At 72.4% G+C, this 17,136-nt stretch carries 14 protein-coding genes and 1 pseudogene; 8 read left to right on the top strand and 7 right to left on the bottom strand.

Annotated elements, in window-relative coordinates; all coding sequences use genetic code 11:
- Window positions 1-73: 73 nt before the first annotated feature.
- A complete protein-coding gene (locus ACZ7NC_RS03935) occupies window positions 74-862 on the bottom strand; it encodes a creatininase family protein (protein ID WP_471484655.1) in 789 nt (262 codons plus the stop codon).
- A gap of 41 nt (window positions 863-903) precedes the next feature.
- Between ACZ7NC_RS03935 and ribA the strand changes: the two genes are divergently transcribed.
- Both ribA and ACZ7NC_RS03925 read left to right on the top strand, forming a co-directional pair.
- A complete protein-coding gene (ribA, locus tag ACZ7NC_RS03930; RefSeq protein WP_471484653.1) occupies window positions 904-1,572 on the top strand; it encodes a GTP cyclohydrolase II in 669 nt (222 codons plus the stop codon).
- A 106-nt stretch (window positions 1,573-1,678) separates the two neighbouring features.
- A complete protein-coding gene (locus ACZ7NC_RS03925) occupies window positions 1,679-2,824 on the top strand; it encodes an NAD(P)/FAD-dependent oxidoreductase (RefSeq protein ID WP_471484651.1) in 1,146 nt (381 codons plus the stop codon).
- An 11-nt stretch (window positions 2,825-2,835) separates the two neighbouring features.
- Here ACZ7NC_RS03925 and ACZ7NC_RS03920 read toward each other — a convergent pair whose 3' ends face one another.
- The 3 genes and pseudogenes from ACZ7NC_RS03920 to ACZ7NC_RS03910 all read right to left on the bottom strand — a co-directional run bounded on the left by ACZ7NC_RS03920 (window position 2,836) and on the right by ACZ7NC_RS03910 (window position 6,076).
- The gene (locus tag ACZ7NC_RS03920) at window positions 2,836-4,071 is read right to left on the bottom strand and encodes a serine hydrolase domain-containing protein (RefSeq protein WP_471484650.1); all 1,236 of its coding nucleotides are present in this window, start codon (window positions 4,069-4,071) and stop codon (window positions 2,836-2,838) included.
- 66 nt (window positions 4,072-4,137) lie between these two features.
- Window positions 4,138-5,486, bottom strand: a pseudogene (locus ACZ7NC_RS03915) (MFS transporter).
- On the bottom strand, window positions 5,483-6,076 hold the full coding sequence (locus ACZ7NC_RS03910) for a TetR/AcrR family transcriptional regulator (RefSeq protein WP_471484649.1): 594 nt from the start codon (window positions 6,074-6,076) through the stop codon (window positions 5,483-5,485). Before ACZ7NC_RS03910 ends, ACZ7NC_RS03915 begins: the two are co-directional and overlap by 4 nt.
- A gap of 119 nt (window positions 6,077-6,195) precedes the next feature.
- Between ACZ7NC_RS03910 and ACZ7NC_RS03905 the strand changes: the two genes are divergently transcribed.
- Complete coding sequence (locus ACZ7NC_RS03905) at window positions 6,196-6,645, top strand: PPOX class F420-dependent oxidoreductase (protein WP_471484647.1); 450 nt, start codon at window positions 6,196-6,198, stop codon at window positions 6,643-6,645.
- A gap of 134 nt (window positions 6,646-6,779) precedes the next feature.
- Window positions 6,780-7,190 carry a VOC family protein gene (locus ACZ7NC_RS03900; protein ID WP_471484646.1) on the top strand — a complete coding sequence of 137 codons (411 nt, stop codon included), beginning with the start codon at window positions 6,780-6,782 and terminating at the stop codon, window positions 7,188-7,190.
- On the opposite strand, the gene ACZ7NC_RS03895 is transcribed toward ACZ7NC_RS03900, so the two are convergent.
- Genes ACZ7NC_RS03895 through ACZ7NC_RS03885 form a run of 3 tightly spaced genes read right to left on the bottom strand, consistent with a single transcriptional unit; the run spans window position 7,187 to window position 11,103 of the window.
- Window positions 7,187-8,314, bottom strand: a complete 1,128-nt coding sequence (locus ACZ7NC_RS03895; RefSeq protein WP_471484645.1) for a glycosyltransferase family protein — start codon at window positions 8,312-8,314, stop codon at window positions 7,187-7,189. The genes ACZ7NC_RS03900 and ACZ7NC_RS03895 overlap by 4 nt on opposite strands.
- Window positions 8,315-8,368: 54 nt before the next feature.
- A complete protein-coding gene (locus ACZ7NC_RS03890) occupies window positions 8,369-9,694 on the bottom strand; it encodes a nucleotide sugar dehydrogenase (protein WP_471484643.1) in 1,326 nt (441 codons plus the stop codon).
- A 5-nt stretch (window positions 9,695-9,699) separates the two neighbouring features.
- The gene (locus ACZ7NC_RS03885; protein ID WP_471484642.1) at window positions 9,700-11,103 is read right to left on the bottom strand and encodes a glycosyltransferase family 4 protein; all 1,404 of its coding nucleotides are present in this window, start codon (window positions 11,101-11,103) and stop codon (window positions 9,700-9,702) included.
- A 255-nt stretch (window positions 11,104-11,358) separates the two neighbouring features.
- Between ACZ7NC_RS03885 and wecB the strand changes: the two genes are divergently transcribed.
- Genes wecB through ACZ7NC_RS03865 form a run of 4 tightly spaced genes read left to right on the top strand, consistent with a single transcriptional unit; the run spans window position 11,359 to window position 17,111 of the window.
- Window positions 11,359-12,447: a non-hydrolyzing UDP-N-acetylglucosamine 2-epimerase gene (gene wecB, locus ACZ7NC_RS03880; protein ID WP_471484641.1), complete on the top strand. Its 1,089-nt coding sequence runs from the start codon at window positions 11,359-11,361 to the stop codon at window positions 12,445-12,447.
- Window positions 12,440-13,111 (top strand): class I SAM-dependent methyltransferase, encoded by a 672-nt coding sequence (locus ACZ7NC_RS03875; RefSeq protein WP_471484639.1) that lies wholly within the window; start codon window positions 12,440-12,442, stop codon window positions 13,109-13,111. The genes wecB and ACZ7NC_RS03875 overlap by 8 nt, the downstream gene beginning before the upstream one ends.
- Window positions 13,111-14,919 (top strand): hypothetical protein, encoded by a 1,809-nt coding sequence (locus ACZ7NC_RS03870; RefSeq protein ID WP_471484637.1) that lies wholly within the window; start codon window positions 13,111-13,113, stop codon window positions 14,917-14,919. Before ACZ7NC_RS03875 ends, ACZ7NC_RS03870 begins: the two co-directional genes overlap by 1 nt.
- Window positions 14,916-17,111 carry a glycosyltransferase gene (locus ACZ7NC_RS03865; protein WP_471484636.1) on the top strand — a complete coding sequence of 732 codons (2,196 nt, stop codon included), beginning with the start codon at window positions 14,916-14,918 and terminating at the stop codon, window positions 17,109-17,111. Before ACZ7NC_RS03870 ends, ACZ7NC_RS03865 begins: the two co-directional genes overlap by 4 nt.
- The last annotated feature ends 25 nt before the right edge of the window (window positions 17,112-17,136 follow it).

Here is a 17,136-nt window from a genome sequence, read left to right as displayed (position 1 = left end):
TCGTCCGCTGGTACACCGGGCTGCGCGCGGGTTCCGGATCCGCCGTCGCCGTGACGGACCCGGAACCCGGCGGCTATTTTCGTGCGTCTCCCGTGTCCGCTACGGAATCGTCCGCGGAGGTCAGCAGTGACACATACGCGCCGAAGGAATCAGCGAGGCTCGCCAGCAGCCGCTTCCCCTTTTCCGCGGAACCCAGCGAAGGACGGCCGATGACACCGGAATCGGTATAGCCGGACATACCGAGGGTCAACAGATGACGACGGTCGTCCGCGACGAAATCGGAAGTCTCATAACCGGGTCGGATCAATTCGGGATGAGCGTGCAGAAGGATGGAGGTCTCGATTTCCCCCGCGTGCATGTCGGTGAGCAGCGAGGTCTCCACCCCCGCCCGCTCCCGTGCCGCCTCCCAGTCCTCCGCGGCCGGGAACAGCGCCATCCGCTCGCCGCGCGCGGAGGACTCCTGAACGACGTTGCCCAGTACGTAGTTTCCGCCGTGCCCGTTGACCAGCACCAGGGCGTCGACTCCCGAGCGGCGGAGCGAAGCCGCTATGTCCCGTATCACCGCATGAAGGGTCACTGAGGAGATGCTGACGGTCCCCGGCCAGGCGGCGTGCTCGTGCGAGCAGGAGATCGTCACCGGCGGAAGGAGGTGCACCGGGTACGCGGCGGCGATCTCGCGCGCCACGGTGCAGGCCACGAGCGTGTCGGTGGCCAGCGGAAGGAACGGACCGTGCTGCTCGAAGCTCCCGACGGGAAGGACCGCCACCTGTCGTGAGACGTCCGCGCCCCGCGTCCGTACGTCTTCGGTGGTGTCCGCCGGCACCAGCGAGTGTGCCACCGGCCGCGTTTGCGAACCACTCATCTTTTCACGGCCTTTCGTCTCTGCTTAGGAACTGAAGAATCATGACAGATAAAATTGGCGTCCTCGGCAAGAAGCCCGCACCGCGGACGCAGCGTTCCGGTGTGGAACGCGTGGTGAATGCACCGCTGCCCACCGTGTACGGGGAATTCCGCGCGATCGGCTATCTCGATCACGACCGCGGTGACGAGCAAGTGGCCCTGGTCTACGGTGAGATAGGCACGGACGACGTGCTCACCCGGCTGCACTCCGAGTGCCTGACCGGCGACGCGTTCGGCTCCCAGCACTGCGAGTGCGGCGACCAGTTGGCCTCCGCGCTGCGCGCGGTCGTCGCCGAGGGCCGCGGCATCGTCGTCTATCTGCGGGGTCACGAGGGTCGGGGCATCGGGCTGCTCGCCAAGCTGCGCGCGATGGCCCTTCAGGCGGAGGGCCTGGACACCGTAGAGGCCAACCTCGCGCTCGGCCTGCCGGTGGACGCCCGCGACTACGGCGTCGCCGCCGAGATCCTGCACGACCTGAACGTCCGCAGCGTCCGTCTGATGTCCAACAACCCGCGCAAGCGTGAGGCGTTGCTGCGGCACGGCATCCAGGTGGCCGAACAGGTCCCGCTGCTGATCCCGCCGTGCGAGAACAACATCACCTACCTGCGCACCAAGCGGGAGCGTCTCGACCACCACCTGCCCCATCTGGACGCGGTGGCGCATCTGTCCTGACCGTCGTCGGACGGGAGGTGGTGGAGATCGAGGGTTTTCCGGGCTCGCGCTCTGGTATCGATGGCCTCGCAGGGGTTCTGGTCGAATCGGTCGAGGAGGTCCGCCCGTGGACACGCACGCGAGCGTCGTCGTCATCGGTGGCGGTGTGATGGGCACCAGCATCGCCTACCACCTCGCCCGCGCCGGCGTACGGGACGTCGTCCTGGTCGAGCGGGACGAACTGGCCTCCGGCTCCACCTCCAAGGCGGCCGGCGGGGTGCGCGCGCAGTTCTCGGACGAGCTCAACATCCAGCTCGGAGCGCGCAGTCTGGAGGCGTTCGACCGGTTCGCGCAGGACACCGGGTACGACATCGGGCTGCACCGGGTCGGCTATCTGTTCCTGCTCTCGACGCCGCAGGAGGTCGCCGGCTTCGAGGCGGGCGTCCGGCTCCAGAACGCGCTCGGCGTGCCCAGCCGGATGATCGACCCCGCCGAGGCGCAGCGGCTCTCCCCGCTGATCACCACCGACGGACTGCTCGCGGCCGCCTTCTCACCGGACGACGGCCACTGCACCCCGGAATCCGTGGTCCACGGCTACGCGTCCGCCGCCCGCGCCCACGGGGCGCGAATCTTACGGCGCAACGACGTCACCGGCATCGAACTGCACGGCGACCGGATCACCGCCGTGACGACGACCATCGCCCGGATCACCACCGACACCGTGATCTGCGCGGCCGGCCCCTGGTCGCGGGCGATCGGGGCAATGGTCGGCGTGGACCTGCCGGTGCTGCCGCTGCGCCGGCAGATCGCGGTCACCGAACCGGTCACCGGGCTGCCGCCGCGGCTGCCCATGACCATCGACTTCACCAGCAGCCTCTACTTCCACACCGAGGGCCCCGGCCTCCTGCTCGGCATGTCCGACCCCGACGAGCGGCCCGGCTTCGCCACCGACACCCACGACCGCTGGATCCCCCGCCTGACCGAGGCCATGGAGCGCCGGGCCCCCGCCCTGCTCGACCTGCGCCGCACCGGCGGCTGGGCGGGCCTGTACGAGGTGACCCCGGACCACAACGCGCTGATCGGCGAGGCGACTTCCGTGTCCCGCTTCCTGTACGCGACCGGCTTCTCCGGCCACGGCTTCCTCCAGGGACCGGCCGTCGGCGAGGTGGTCCGCGATCTGTACCTCGGCCGCGCCCCCTTCGTGGACGTGGGCCCCCTGAGCGCCGGCCGGTTCGCGGCCGACGCCCCGCGCCCGGAGGCCAACCGCGTCTGACCGGCGGGGACTCACTCGCCCATGAGGGCCTCGTGCACGAGCCGCTTGAGGTCCTGGAACATCGTGTGCGAGGTCCTCGGCCGCACCTGCGTCATGAACTGCACCGTCAGATCGTGGCGCGGGTCGACCCAGAACGTGGTGGTCGCCACCCCGCTCCAGCCGTAGGAGCCGAGGGTGGTCGGGGCCTTCGTACGCGCCGGGTCGATCACGACGGAGACGCCGAGGCCGAAGCCGACGCCGTCGTTGCCGGGCTCGTCATGGGCGGGCCGGCTGCCGAAGGCGCGCAGGTCGGCGCCGCCCGGCAGCTGGTTGGACGTCATCAGGTCCACGGTCTCGGGGGCCAGCAGACGGACACCGTCGAGTTCGCCGCGGCGGCGCAGCAGCTCCATGAAGCGATGGATGTCGTGCGCGGAGGCCGCCAGACCGCCGCTGCCGGACAGGAAGCGGGGACGCCCGCCGCGCAGCGGAAGACCGGGGATCGCCTCCATACCGCCGTCCTCGGTCTCGCCGTACAACTCGGCGAGCCGGCCCGCCCGTTCGTCGCCCACCCAGAATCCGGCGTCGGTCATCCCGAGCGGCCCGCAGATCCGCTCCGCGAAGAACTCGTCGAGTCGCTGCCCGGACACGACCTCGATGACCCGGCCGAGGACATTGGAGGCGACCGAGTAGTTCCACTGCGTGCCCGGCTCGAACTGCAGCGGCAGGCTCGCGTACACATCGACCGTCCCGGCCAGGTCGGAGCCCGGCAGCACCGCCGACTCCAGATTGGCGTCGCGGTACAGGGCGTCGACGGGATGCGTGTGGTAGAAGGCGAAGGTCAGCCCGGCGGTATGGGTCATCAGATGCCGGACGGTTATCGGCCCGTCGGCGGGGCGGGTCACCAGGTCGGCGCCGGATCCGCTCACATACACCCGGGGCTCGGCGAAGCCGGGCAGATGGCGGCCGACCGGGTCGTCGAGCGACAGCTTGCCCTCCTCCACCAGCAGCAGCGCGGCGACCGAGGTGACCGGCTTGGTCATGGAATAGATCCGCCACAGCGTGTCGGCCTCCACGGGCAGTCCGGCCGCGACGTCGCGGTGGCCGTGCGTGGTGAGGTGGGCGACGCGTCCACCGCGGGCGACGGACACCAGGAAGCCGGGCAGCCGCCCCTCGTCGACGTAGTGGGCGAAGCACTGGTCGAGGCGGTCCAGCGCCTTCGCGTCCAGCCCGACCTCACCCGGGTCGACCTCTTGTGTCAGCAGTGCCATCGCTCTCCTCCGAATTCCTACGCCGAGGGTGCGCTCCGGCATACCCCGCCGGAACGGCCTCTGATCTCATCGTCGCGCAGGAACACGTGTACGGTCCTTCGAATGGCCATGATCGTCCATCGTGGTGGCGTGCCGCCCCGGCAGCGCACGGGCCGGCGCGGCTCCGGCCAGGGCGAGGACGGCGAGGACGCCCAGCGGCGGCGCGGGGTCACCGCCGGTTCCCATGAGGGCCGTCGCGGCGGCCACGCCCAGCACGGGTCCGACGTTCATCGCGGTCTGCTGGAGCCCGCCGGCCACGCCGGCGGACTCCACGGCGGCCTCCCGTACGACGACATGGGTCGCCGCCGGCATCACCGTGCCGAACCCGGCCCCCACCAGGGCGAACGCCGTGCACAGAACCGGAACGGCCGAGGCGCGGGACAGGACGAGGATCCCGAGCGCCAGACCGCCATCGCCGCCGCGGTCGTCCCGCGGGCACCGACCCGGCGCAGCAGCACCGCGCACATGGGCGCCGCGAGCACCATGCCCGCGGCCAGCGGCAGGCTGACCAGGGCACTGCGGAACGGGTCGAGGCCGAGGGTGTCCTGCAACAGGAACGCCCCCGCGAACAGCGTGCCGGACAGCGCCGCCGACGCGGCCACCAGCATGCCGAGCGCCGAGCCCACCGCCGCCGATCCGATGACGTCCCTCGGCAGCAGCGGGCTCGCGGTACGGCGCTCGTGCCGGACGAAGGCCACGGCGGTGACCGTGGCGGTCGCGGCCGTCCAGACCCAGCCCGGCAGGGCGACGAGCGCGTGGACCAGACAGGCCAGGGTCACCGCCAGAAGCAGGGCGCCGGGCATGTCCAGCCGGACGGGAGCGGTCGTGCGCACGGGCCGGACAGCGAGGGCGAGCCCGCCGAGGACGATCGCGGGGACGACGTTCAGCAGGAACACCACCCGCCAGCCCGGTCCCGACAGCAGCGCACCGCCCAGCACCGGCCCGGCGGCCGCCGCCACCCCGATCGCGGCGGTCCGTACGACGATCGGCGTACGCAGCCGGTCGGGCGGGAAGGCGGCCCGCAGCATCCCGAGCGTGGCCGGTTGCAGCAGCGCCCCGAACACACCCTGCACGACCCGCAGTCCGATCACCCAGCCGACGCCGGGCGCCACCGCGACACCGGCCGACGCGGCCCCGAAACCGAGCATGCCGATACCGAAGAGGCGATGGTGCCCGTACCGGTCGCCGAGCCGTCCGGCGAACACCAACAGGGCGGCCACCGCGATGAGATAGCCGGTGCTGGTCCACTGGACCTGGGCGAAGGACGCGCTCAGGTCGTGTTGCAGGGTGGGCTGGGCGACGGTCAGCACGGTGCCGTCGAGCGCGACGACCGCGGCTCCGACGACGCTGCTCGCGAGGGTGAGGCGGGGATTCACTCGCCCTCCCGCCCGAGGTGCGCGTCCAGGACCGACCGCAGCACGGGTGCGAAGTCGTCGGCGCCCGTGGCGAGTTGGAGGCTGCCCCAGCCCCACAGCTGGGCGACGCCGTGCAGGCCCGCCCACAGTGCGCCCGCGACGAGACGGGCGTCGGCGTCGGGGCGCACCCGGCCGACCAGGTCCACCAGCCGGCCGAAGAGGGGGAGACTGGTGTCGCGCAGTCCCAAGTGGCCGCTCTCCAGCAGATCATGACGGAACATCAGCTCGTACATGCCGCGATTGCCGAGCGCGAACTCCAGATACACCCGCCCCAGCTCCGCCAGCTGCGCCCGAGGATGCGCGGCGCCCTCACCGACGGCCGCTGCCGCCCGCGCCCCCAGCTCGTCGAAGCCGCGGCGCGCGATGGTCGACAGCAGCTCCAGGTGGGTGGGGAAGTAGCGGCGCGGGGCGCCGTGCGAGACGCCGGCCCGGCGGGCGATCTCCCGCAGGGTGAGCGCCTGGACGCCCTCCCGTGAGACGAGATCCACGCCGACGTCGACCAGCCGGGCCCGCAGCCCCTGATCGGATTCCTGTTCCTGCCAAGCCTGCATAGACACTGTCTACCATGATCGGGTAGACAGTGTCTACGTCCCTGTGCAGTCGGCATGTCCGCGCATGCGACGCATGTCCGCGGGGAATGCGGCAGCGGTCGGCCGGGGTTGATCCGGTCATGACTCAGGACGCCACCCACAACGCACTGCTCGCACTGCTCGCCGAGAGCCACGGCGGAGTGCTGGTCACGCTGAAGCGTGACGGCCGTCCGCAGCTCTCCAACGTCAGCCACGCCTACTACCCCGACGAGCGCGTCCTGCGCGTCTCGATCACCGACGACCGCGCCAAGACCCGCAACCTGCGCCGTGACCCCAGGGCGTCGTACCACGTCACGACCCCCGACCGGTGGGCGTACGCCGTCGCCGAGGGCACGGCCGACCTCGCGCCGGTCGCACGGGACCCGTACGACGCCACGGTCGAGGAACTCGTCCGCCTCTACCGGGACGTCCTGGGCGAGCACCCCGACTGGGAGGACTACCGCGCGGCGATGGTCCGGGACCGCCGGCTGGTGCTGAGGCTGAGGGTGGAGCGGGTGTACGGCATCCCGAAGGGCGCCAACCAGGGCTGAGACCCGGTCACCTGAGTGCCTGGCAGGGCCTAGGACGCAGGGCGGGGGCTCATGACCGATGGTCCCGGCGGGTGCGGGCTGCCTACGCTGACCGGCGGATCGACGCCGAACAGACGCCCCATTGGAGGGTCACCATGCCGGTCAACGGCCGCAGCCACATCCGGATCGCCCGCCCGTCCCGTGACCTCGCCGCGGCCGAGCGCTTCTGGCGCGCGGGGCTCGAACTCGGCGTCGTCTGGCGGGCGGTGGGCGGTCCGGAACCCGGCGAGCACGACCTGCTGATGCTCGGATGGCCGGACGCCGACTGGCACCTGGAACTCGTCCACGAGCCGGCCCGCCCCGTCGAACCGAGGCCGACCGAGGAGGACCTGCTCGTCATCTACGTCGACGGCCCCGTGCCGGACGACCTCGTCGCCCGGCTCGAGGAGCACGGCGGCAAGCGGGTCCTGTCGCCCAACCCCTACTGGAACGAGTGGGGCGTCACGATCGAGGACCCGGACGGGTACCGGCTGGTGCTGTGCCGACGGGACTGGTCGAACCGCTAGCGGGCTGCCGGGCCCGCGGAGGCCTCCTTCACCCAGGACTCCAGGCACATCACGAAATCCGTTGCCCGGTCAGCCCAGTTGAGGTCGGCGAGCGCCGCTTCCCAGCCCCGAGCGGCCGCGCGGCGGCGCATCTGCCGGTCGGCACGCAGATGCCGTACGGCCCGTGCCGCGGTGACCGGATCCTCGTAGGGGACGACGAGACCGCAGCCGTAACGCTCGACCAGTTCGGCCGCGAGCGGGGTGGGCGTGGTGACCACCGGGACGCCGTGGGCCATGTACTCCACGGCCTTGGTGGGCCGTGAATGGCGGTAGTTGGGCTGGTCCCGCAGCAGGGAGAGGCCGGCCAGGCTGCCGGAGAGCAGGGCGAGCGCGCGGTCGTTGGGCAGATAGCCGTACCAGCGCAGCACGCCCTCCCGGTCGGCCTCGGTGAGCGGGCCCCGCATATCGGGGTCCGCCGCGCCGATCACCTCGACCCGGATGTCCGGCGCCAGCAGCCGCGCCGTCTCGATGAGCTCCAGCGCGCCCCGGGCCCGCGACAGGTGCCCGAGGTAGACGGCCCGGTCGTCGCCCGGCGGCTCGGGCTCCTCGGGCGGCACCGTCGCGAGGTTGCCGACCACGGGGTGCGTCCGGCGGAAGCGCCGCTGGTAGGCGTCCTCGGCGAGGAGCAGCCGCAGATGCCGTTCCGCCACCCGCTCCGCCGCCCGTACGGCCAGCCGCAGGGGTGGCCGCAGTGGCCGGGGCAGCCAGCGCTTCATCACCAGCGCCGCCGCCGTGTCCTCGTGCACGTCCCACACGGTGACGGGCACATGTCCCGCGCGTCGCCAGCGGCGCAGGGTGCCGGGCAGCGCGAGCAGCAGCTCCGGGTCGTGCAGCAGGACGACGTCCGCCTCCGGGCCCCGCTCGGCGAGCAGGGTGCGCGCCGCGCGCAGCGCCGCCCGGCGGTCCCGGCCGGCCGCCCGGGGCAGGTCCACGCCCTCGACGTACGGCCGCGGCGATGTCTCCCGTGCCGCGAAGGGCGCGGCGTACACGATCCGGTGGCCGTGTTCGCGCAGGGCGGCGATCTCCCGGTGCAGGATCCGGGCGTCCTCCGGGTGGTGGACGACGGTCACGACGAGTATCCGCATCAGAGCACGCACCTTTCGACTGCCCCGAGATCCACAGCCCAGCGGGCCGGACGGTTACAGCACCTCGACCCCGGGTCGGAACACCCGCCCCCGGGTGTCGAACAGCAGCCGGGCCGCGTCGCCGAGGGCCGGCAGATCATAGGCCGAGTGGTCCTGGAGCAGGATCGTGAGGTCGTGCTCGCGCACCGCCGTCATGACGTCGTCGACGCGCGGGATGCTCGCCCCGTCCACGGACCACAGTGGCACATGCGGATCGTGGAAGGAGATCTCGGCCTCCCGCTCCCGCAGCAGCCGCGCCACCGGCACCGCCGGTGACTCCCGCTGGTCCGCCACGTCCGGCTTGTAGGTGACCCCGAGCAGCAGCACCCGGGAACCGTGCAGCGGCCGGCCCGCGGTGTTGAGGAGGTCCTGGGCGCGGCGCACCACGTACTCCGGCATCCGCCGGTTGATCTCCTGGGCCAGCTCCACAAAGCGGAACTCGTACCCGAGCGACGAACGCACCTTGTACGAAAGGTAGTTGGGGTCGATGGGGATGCAGTGCCCGCCGACGCCCGGAGAGGGCCGGAACGCCTGGAAGCCGAAGGGCTTCGTGCCGGCGCAGCGGATGGCGTCCCACAGGTCGACATGCAACTCGTGGCTGATCACGGCCAGTTCGTTGACCAGGGCGATGTTCACATGCCGGTAGGTGTTCTCCAGCAGCTTGGCCATCTCGGCCTCGCGTGTGCCCTTCGCCTGCACGACGGTGTCGACGAGCTTGCCGTAGAAGGCGACCGCGCGCGCCGCGCAGAACGGGGTGCAGCCGCCGACCACCTTCGGTGTGGTGCGCAGCCCGTGCGTGGTGTTGCCCGGGTCGATGCGCTCCGGTGAGAAGGCGAGCGCGAAGTCCGAGCCGGCCTTGAGCCCTGACTCCTCCAGCAGCGGCCTTACGATCTCCTCCGTGGTGCCCGGATAGGTGGTCGACTCCAGCACGACCAGTTGGCCGGGCCGCAGCCGGCCCGCCACCGTGCTCACGGCGGCCTTGACCGCGCTCAGGTCGGGTCCGCCGTCCTCGCTGAGCGGGGTCGGCACGCAGATCACCACGGTCTGCGCACGGGCCAGACAGGCGTCGTCCGTATACGCCGCGAAACCGGTGGCGCACATCCGGCGGACGTCGTCGTCGGAGACGTCGTCGACGTGGGAGCGCCCGCTGTTGAGCGCCTCCACGACCCGGGCATCGCGGTCGAGGCCGACGACCCTCAGGCCGACCGACGCCGCCTCACGCGCGAGCGGCAGTCCGACGTACCCGAGCCCGATCACCGCGAGTTCCACGCGATCGGGCGGTTCTGCTTCCCCGGGTGATTCGCTCTCTTCCCCGAGCGGTCCGGTCTGTTCGACCTGCATTGGGCTCACCCCGCATCAAGGCTGCCGAGGACGCGGTACGCCTCACGGGTTGTGGCGGCGACACGCTTCCAGGTGCGGTCACGCGCGACCATCGCGCGGGCGGCTGCTCCCCACTCAGTGCGCCGGTTTCGACTGTAAAGGACTATTTCCAGCTCATCAGCCCAGGAATGTACTGATTCGGGCTTGATTAGCCATCCGTTCACCTCCGGTTCGACCAATTCCCTGAGTGCGGCGACATCGCTCGCGACCACCGGAACACCGCTCGCCATCGCCTCGACCGGCTTGAGCGGAGTCACCAGATGGCAGACGCGCTCGTCGGTGCGCGGCACCGCGAACACGTCCAACACGGCGTGAAAATCCCGGACTTGAGCGTGCGGCACCCGGCCGGTGAACAGAACCGTCCCGTCGTCCAGCCCCAGCCGAGCCGCCGATCGCTCCAGCGAGGGACGCTCCGGACCGTCCCCGACGATCAGCAATCGCAGCGGCACACCACGCCGTCGTAGCTCATCACCCGCATGGAGCAATATGTCGATCCCCTCGTGCGGGGTGAGCGTGCCGACCGTGCCGACGACGAACTCGTCCGGCGCGATGCCGAGGCGGGCGCGCACGGGCGCTCCGTCCGGCAGCGGCGCGAGGAAGTCGTCGGCCACGGCGTTGGGTGCGATCAGGACGCGCTCCTCGGGCACGCCCCGGCCGACGATCTCGGCCTTCATCGCCTCACCCAGCGTCAGCACCAGATCGGCCTCGCGCATGCAGTACGTCTCCAGCGCCCGCCGCGCCCGGTACGTCTCGTCGCCCCGGGTGCGCCCCGGCGCCTGCGTCAGCCAGGTCTCCTCCAGAAAGCCCCGCACCTCGTAGACCACCGGCAGTCCGAAGGTCTCCCGCAGGGCGAGCGCCACCCGTCCGTTGCCGTGGTCGCTCGCGGCATGCAGTACGGCGGGACGCAGCCGTTCCACCAGCCGCGCCGCCAGCTCGGCGTTGCGTGCCAGCCCCGCGGCCTGTCCGTACGGCAGCCATGACGGCAGCAGCCGGTGCTGGGGCACCCCGCCCACCAGCTGCTTCGGGCGGGCGTCCAGTACGCCCGCCGTCACCGGGAAGCCGATCCGCGTCACGACGTGCGGGTCCAGCCCGGCCGCCAGCTGGGCCTCGGCGAGCTTCTGGGTGCGCACGGTGTAGCCGGCGTGCCGGAACGGCAGCCCGTTGCTGACCAGATGGAGCACCCGGCCCGGTACGGGACAGAACGGCCGGCCGGAGGGCGCGGGCACCCGTGCGGCGGACGGTGTCGCGGCCGGCCCGGCGGCACGGGCACGCCGGGCCAGCCGCCGTTCCAGCGCCTGCAACCCGCGCCGGGCTGGGCCCGGCAGCAGCCGTATCGCGAGCATCGCCGCCCGCAAGGGGTCCTGACGCAACTCGCCAACTGCAACAGACGCAGCCAAACTAAAGGCGAGCGGGACATTACGTGACATATCGCCAAGGTAGATCCAACGCCGGGTAACGGCCCACCAACAGTCACTGTCCCCAGGACACCGGCCGCGAGGGAGCCGAAGGGCGCGCCGGTGTCGAGACGGCGAACGCGCGGAGGCCCGAAGGGTCGAGCACGATCGCCGTCTCGACACCGGCTGAAAGCGCCCGTAGGCGACCGAGCCATCAAACACGGAGGCACGATGAACGGCTGCGTACTCCATGTCGTCGGCACCCGGCCGAACTTCGTCAAGGCCGCGCCGGTCGTCGCCGCTCTCGGCGCGGCGGGCTGTGACCAGGTGCTCGTCCACACCGGGCAGCACTACGACGAACGGATGTCGGACATCTTCTTCCGGCAGCTCGGCCTGCCCGAACCCGACACCGACCTCGGCGTCGGCTCCGGCAGCCACGCCCGGCAGACCGCCGACCTCCTGGTGGCCCTGGAGAGCGAACTTGCCGCCCGCGCACCCGCCCTGGTCACGGTGTACGGCGATGTGAACTCGACGCTCGCCGCCGCCCTGGTCGCCGCCAAGCTGGGCGTACCGGTCGCCCACGTCGAGGCGGGACTGCGCAGCTTCGACATGACGATGCCGGAAGAGGTCAACCGGCGGCTGGTCGACCAATTGGCGGAGCTGCTGTTCGCCACGAGCCCCGAGGCCGTCGGCCACCTCGCCCGGGAGGGCGTCGCCGCCGAGCGGGTGCACCTCGTCGGGAACCCGATGATCGACACTCTGCTCACCCACATGGAGCAGTTCGACTCGGTGAGCGTCCGCGGGGCCCGCGGGCTGCCCGAGCGCTACGGCGTCGTCACCCTGCACCGGCCGGCCAACGTGGACGACCCGGAGGCCGCCAAGGCGGCCGCCCGTGTCCTGGCCGAGGCCGCCCGTCATCTCGACCTTGTCGTACCGCTGCACCCGCGTGGCCGCGAGGCGCTGCGCGCGGCGGGTCTCGCGGACGCGCCGGGCATCCATCTCCTCGACCCGCTCGGCTACGTCGAGTTCATGAGCCTGGTGCGTGGAGCGGCCGCGGTGATCACCGACTCGGGCGGCGTCCAGGAGGAGACGACCGTCCTCGGCGTCCCGTGTCTGACCCTGCGCACCACGACCGAACGCCCGGTCACCGTCACCCACGGCACCAACCGGCTGGTGCGGCACGGGGAGCTGGTGCCCGCGCTGCGCAAGCTGCTGGACGGCGGGGGAGTGGCGCAGGCGGAGGGGCCGCCGCTGTGGGACGGCCGGGCCGGGGCGCGGATCGCCCGTGTGATCACCGGATGGCTGGAGCGCCATGGCTGACGACACCCTCACCCACGACGGCACGCTCACCTGTCCCAGCACCGCCGCGCGGCGGTACTGGGAGGCCCGGCACGCCGACCACGACGAGCTCGTCTCGGGCGGGCACATCGGCCTCGACCGCCCCGGCAACGAGATCTTCTACGCCCAGCGGCTGGGCACCCTGCTCGATCTCGTAGGCGACCTGTCCAGCACCGCCGCCCCCTTGTTCGTGCTCGACGCCGGCTGCGGCAAGGGGTACTTCGCCCGCGCCCTGGCCCGCTGCGGCCACCGGGTCGACGCCTTCGACGCCAGTGCGACCGCCGTCGGCCACGCCCGCGCCGAGGGCGGCGGCCCGCGCTACGCCGTCGGCACGCTCGACGAGTGGCGCAGTCCCTGGCCGTACGACATCGTCGTCTGCGTGGACGTCCTGTTCCATGTCCCGGCCGACGAGGAGTGGGCGGCCGGTCTGCGCAACCTCGCGTCGCTCGTCCGCGTCGGCGGCCGGCTGATCGTCACCGACGAGGACACCGCCCACCGCACCCCCCGCGGCGCCTACATCGTGCACCGCCCGACCGCCGCCTACCGCGCCGAACTCGAGCCGCTCGGCCTGCGGCACACCCTCTCCAGGCCGTACGGCTTCCGGGAGAACCGGGTCGGCTTCCACGTCTTCACAAGGACCCGCTGATGCGCCTGACCGATCTGCTCCATCCGCACCTGGACGCCGTCACCACGGTGGTGGACGCGACCGGCGGCGGCCTCCGCCTGGAGCCCTATCTGCATCTGCCCCCGGGCGTCAGCCTGCGCGACGACGACCAACGGCCCATCGCCGAAACCGAGTTGGCCCTTCTCTCCTACGGCCCCGACGCCGGGCTGCACGGCAGCGAGGACGCATGCCGCGCCGTACTGGCACGGATGCGGCCCGGCGCGCGCGGACTGATCGTGTTCGGGCACCGCGGCTCCGAGCTGCCGTACCACCGCCTCCTGGACCATCTGGTGGCCCACCGCTGCCAGGTCCTGCGCGCGGCGCCTCTCGACTACGTCCATCTGCACGCGGGCGCGGTCATCGCCCGCACCGACGAACTCCTGCCGCCGCACGACTTCTTCGGCCGGCCCGTCCCGTCCGACGGTTACGCCACGGCGCTGCGGATCGCCGACGAGTACGTCTTCGCCGACCTCGCCTCCCGCTCGATGCGCGCCCGGCTGCTGGACCTCGAAACGGCCGCCGAGGAGGCGGAACGCATCCGGGAGGCCTCCGGGCAGGACGGACTCGCCGACCGGCTCGCCGCCGCCGTGCGGGAGAAGGAGCAGCTCGCCGCCGCGCTGCGGGGCGCCCGGGACCGGGTCGACCTGCTGCAGGCACGCGTGGCCATGCTGGAGGGCTCGACCTCGCTGCGGGTCGGCAAGGCCCTGGTGACGGCGGCGCGGTCGCCGAAGCGTGGCGCCGCCCGGCTGCCCGGGGAGCTGTACGGACTGTGGCGCGGCCGGCGGCGTTCCGCCGGCCGGGTGGCCGACGGCGGGCCGAAGACACAGGCCGAGCCGGAGGCGCCCGTCGACGACCGGTTCCACCTCGCCCATCGCGCCCTGACCGCGGCGCCCCGCGACCGCCTGGTCGTCGCCGGTGTGCTGACCCCCGCCACGGCGGAGGACTTCGCGACGGACGTGGCGGTCAACCGTCTGCTGCCGCACGACGGGCTGCTGCTCGTGCGACGCACCGACCCGGACGTGCTGGTCGTGCAGCTGAGCGCCTGCACCGGCGAGGGACCGTGGTGGCTCACCGGCACCGGACTCGCCCCCGACCTCGACCGCACCCTCGCCGAACTGCTCGCGGAGACAAGGGCGTTGGGACGCTCGGCCGTGCTGTGGCGGGACGGTCCCGCCTCCGCCGCGCCGGGGCTCGCCCGGTTCGCCTGGGACGCCGTCGTCGACGCCGACACCGGAGTGCGGCTCGGTCGCCTCGACCCGGCCGCACAGGGCAGGGAACGGCTGCGCGAACTCTTCCGGGCGGACAGCACACGGGTACGGCTGTCGCGGCTCGCGCGGCTGACCGGCGCTGCGGATCCGCTGGACGAGCGGCGCGTCGCCGTGCTGGCCGCGCCCCGGGACCGTACCGACATCGCCCGGCTCGTCGGCCAGGTGCTCGGCCAGCTGCACCGCCCGGCCGAGGTCGTCGTGCCCGATCCGGCAGGCCTCGACGAACTCACCGCCGCCGGAGTGACCGTACGCCGGGGGCAGCCGCTGGCGCCCTGGGTCGCCGACTGGACGGACCTCACCGAGGACCGGCCGGACACCCTGCTGCTCGATCTGCTGTGCGCGCAGGAGTACTCCGGCGCCGACGCGGTGGGCCACACGCCGACCGCGGACGACTATGTCTTCGTACCGTCGCTGCGGCCGCTGCTGGTGCGTCGGTCGCTGCATCTGTCCGGTACGGATCCCGGCAGTTGGGCGGGGCAAGGGCATCGACTGTTCGCCGTGCGCGGGAAGGAACCGTCATGAGCCGTACGCTGCGGGCGCTCGTCTACGGCGACGTCGACCTCAATCTCATCGACGGCTCCGCCGTGTGGGCGCAGTCCACGGTGCAGGCGCTGTCCCGGGCGGGCTGCCAGGCCCGGCTCGTCCTCAAGTCCCCCGTCCGCACCGGCCGGTTGACCGATCCGCTGGCCGAGCTGCCCGGGGTCACCCTGGTGCGGCCGCACGAGGAGCGGCTGCTGCCGGGGCTCGCCGACCGGCCCATGTCGCCGGTGCAGGCCTCGCAGGTGCTCGCCCGGCTCGACGAGGAGGACCCCTGCGACCTGCTGGTGCTGCGGGGCCGCCGGCTGGTCACCCGGATCGTGGCCGACGGCATGTTCGACGGGCGGATCTGGGCCTACCTCACCGACATCCCGCAGTCCGCCGCCGAGATGACCGAGGCGGCCCGCGCGGACCTGGTGCGGATCGCCGAGGCCGCGGACCGGCTGCTGTGCCAGACCGAGGAGTTGCGCTGCTTCCTGGAGACCTGGGTGCCCGAGGCCTGCGGCAAGTGCGTGCTCAGCCCGCCCGCCGTGCCCGAGCCGGGCTTCGAGGTGCCGGAGCGGGACGGACCGCACGATCCGCTGCGGCTCGTCTACACCGGCAAGTTCGCGCCCCGCTGGAACACCCTGCCCATGACGCGGCTGCCGCAGCTGCTGGCCGAGCGGGGTGTCCGCGCCGAACTGCACACCGTCGGCGACAAGATCCACGACGACCCGGGCCACCCCGACTTCCAGGCGGACATGGCGCGGGCGCTGGCCGCCACCCCCGGCGTCCTCCACCACGGCGGACAGCCCCGCGAGGAGGCCATGCGCATCGCCGCGGACTGTGACGTGGGCCTGGGCTGGCGGGACCCGGTGCTCGACGCCAGCCTCGAACTGTCCACCAAGGTCCTGGAGTTCGGCGCCCTCGGCCTGCCCGTGGTCCTCAACCGCACTCCGGCGCACGAGACGCTGCTCGGCACCGACTATCCGCTGTTCGTGCCCGGACACGCCGGCCTCGACGACGCCGCCGATACCGTCGCGCGGGCCGTGCGGGAGCCGGAGGTCAGGCGTCTCGCGGCCGACCGCTGCCGCGCCGCCGCCCGGCAGTACACGCTGGACGGAGCGGCCACTCGCTGGCGCGCCCATCTCGACCGGGCGTTCCCCGCCGCGCCCTCCGGGGTGACGGCCCGTCAGCGGCCGCTGCGCGTGGGTGTCGCCGGGCACGACCTGAAGTTCCTCACCCGGCTGCTCGACCACTTCCGCTCACTGCCCGGCCTGGAGGTGCGGGTCGACGCCTGGCCCGCGCTGTCCCGGCACGACCCGGACGCCAGCCGTGAACTCGCGGACTGGGCGGACGTGGTGGTCGTGGAGTGGTGCGGCCCGGCCGCCGTCTGGTACAGCCGCCACAAGCGGCGCGGAAGCCGGCTGATCGTACGGCTGCACCGCTTCGAGCTGGGCGCCCCGTGGCCCCGCCAGGTCGACATCGACGCCGTCGACCGGGTGGTGTGCGTCAGCCCGTACTACGCGCGGCGCACCCGTGAGCACACCGGCTGGCCCGAGTCGAAGGTCGTGGTCGTGCCGAACTGGGTCGACACCGACCAGCTCGACCGCCCGAAGGCACCCGGCGCCCACCACCGCCTCGGCATGATCGGCATCGCGCCCAGCCGCAAACGCCTCGACCTCGGCCTCGACGTACTGGAGGCGCTGCGCGCCCACGACCGGCGCTGGCATCTGTCGGTCAAGTCGAAGCCGCCCTGGGAGTACTGGTGGATCTGGAACAAGCCCGAGGAGCGCGCCCACTACGAGGCCGTGCTGCGCCGGATGCAGACCTCGCCGCTGCTCGAAGGGGCCGTCGTCTTCGACACGTTCGGGCCGGACGTGGCGGGCTGGCTGCGGCGGGTCGGCCATGTGCTGTCGACCAGCGACGACGAGAGCTTCCACCTCGCGCCCGCCGAGGGCATGGCCTCCGGCGCCGTACCGTCACTGCTGCCGTGGCCCGGCGCGGACGAGATCTACGACCGGCGATGGATCCACGACCATCCCGAGGCGATGGCCGAGGCGATCGCCTCGCTGGGTGAGGACGACTGGCGCTCCGCCGCCGAACTGGCCCGCACCCAGGTACGGGAGGGCTTCTCCCTGGACCGGGTCGCCGAGACCTGGACGGAGCTGCTGTGCGCTCCGCAGGCGACGCCGTGATCAGTCCGCGGGCCGATGGGGGTTG

The sequence above is a fragment of the Streptomyces sp. NPDC111802 genome, from assembly GCF_055634335.1.
Note: the sequence above shows the minus strand (reverse complement) of the source record. Positions and strands in the feature narration are given on the sequence as shown.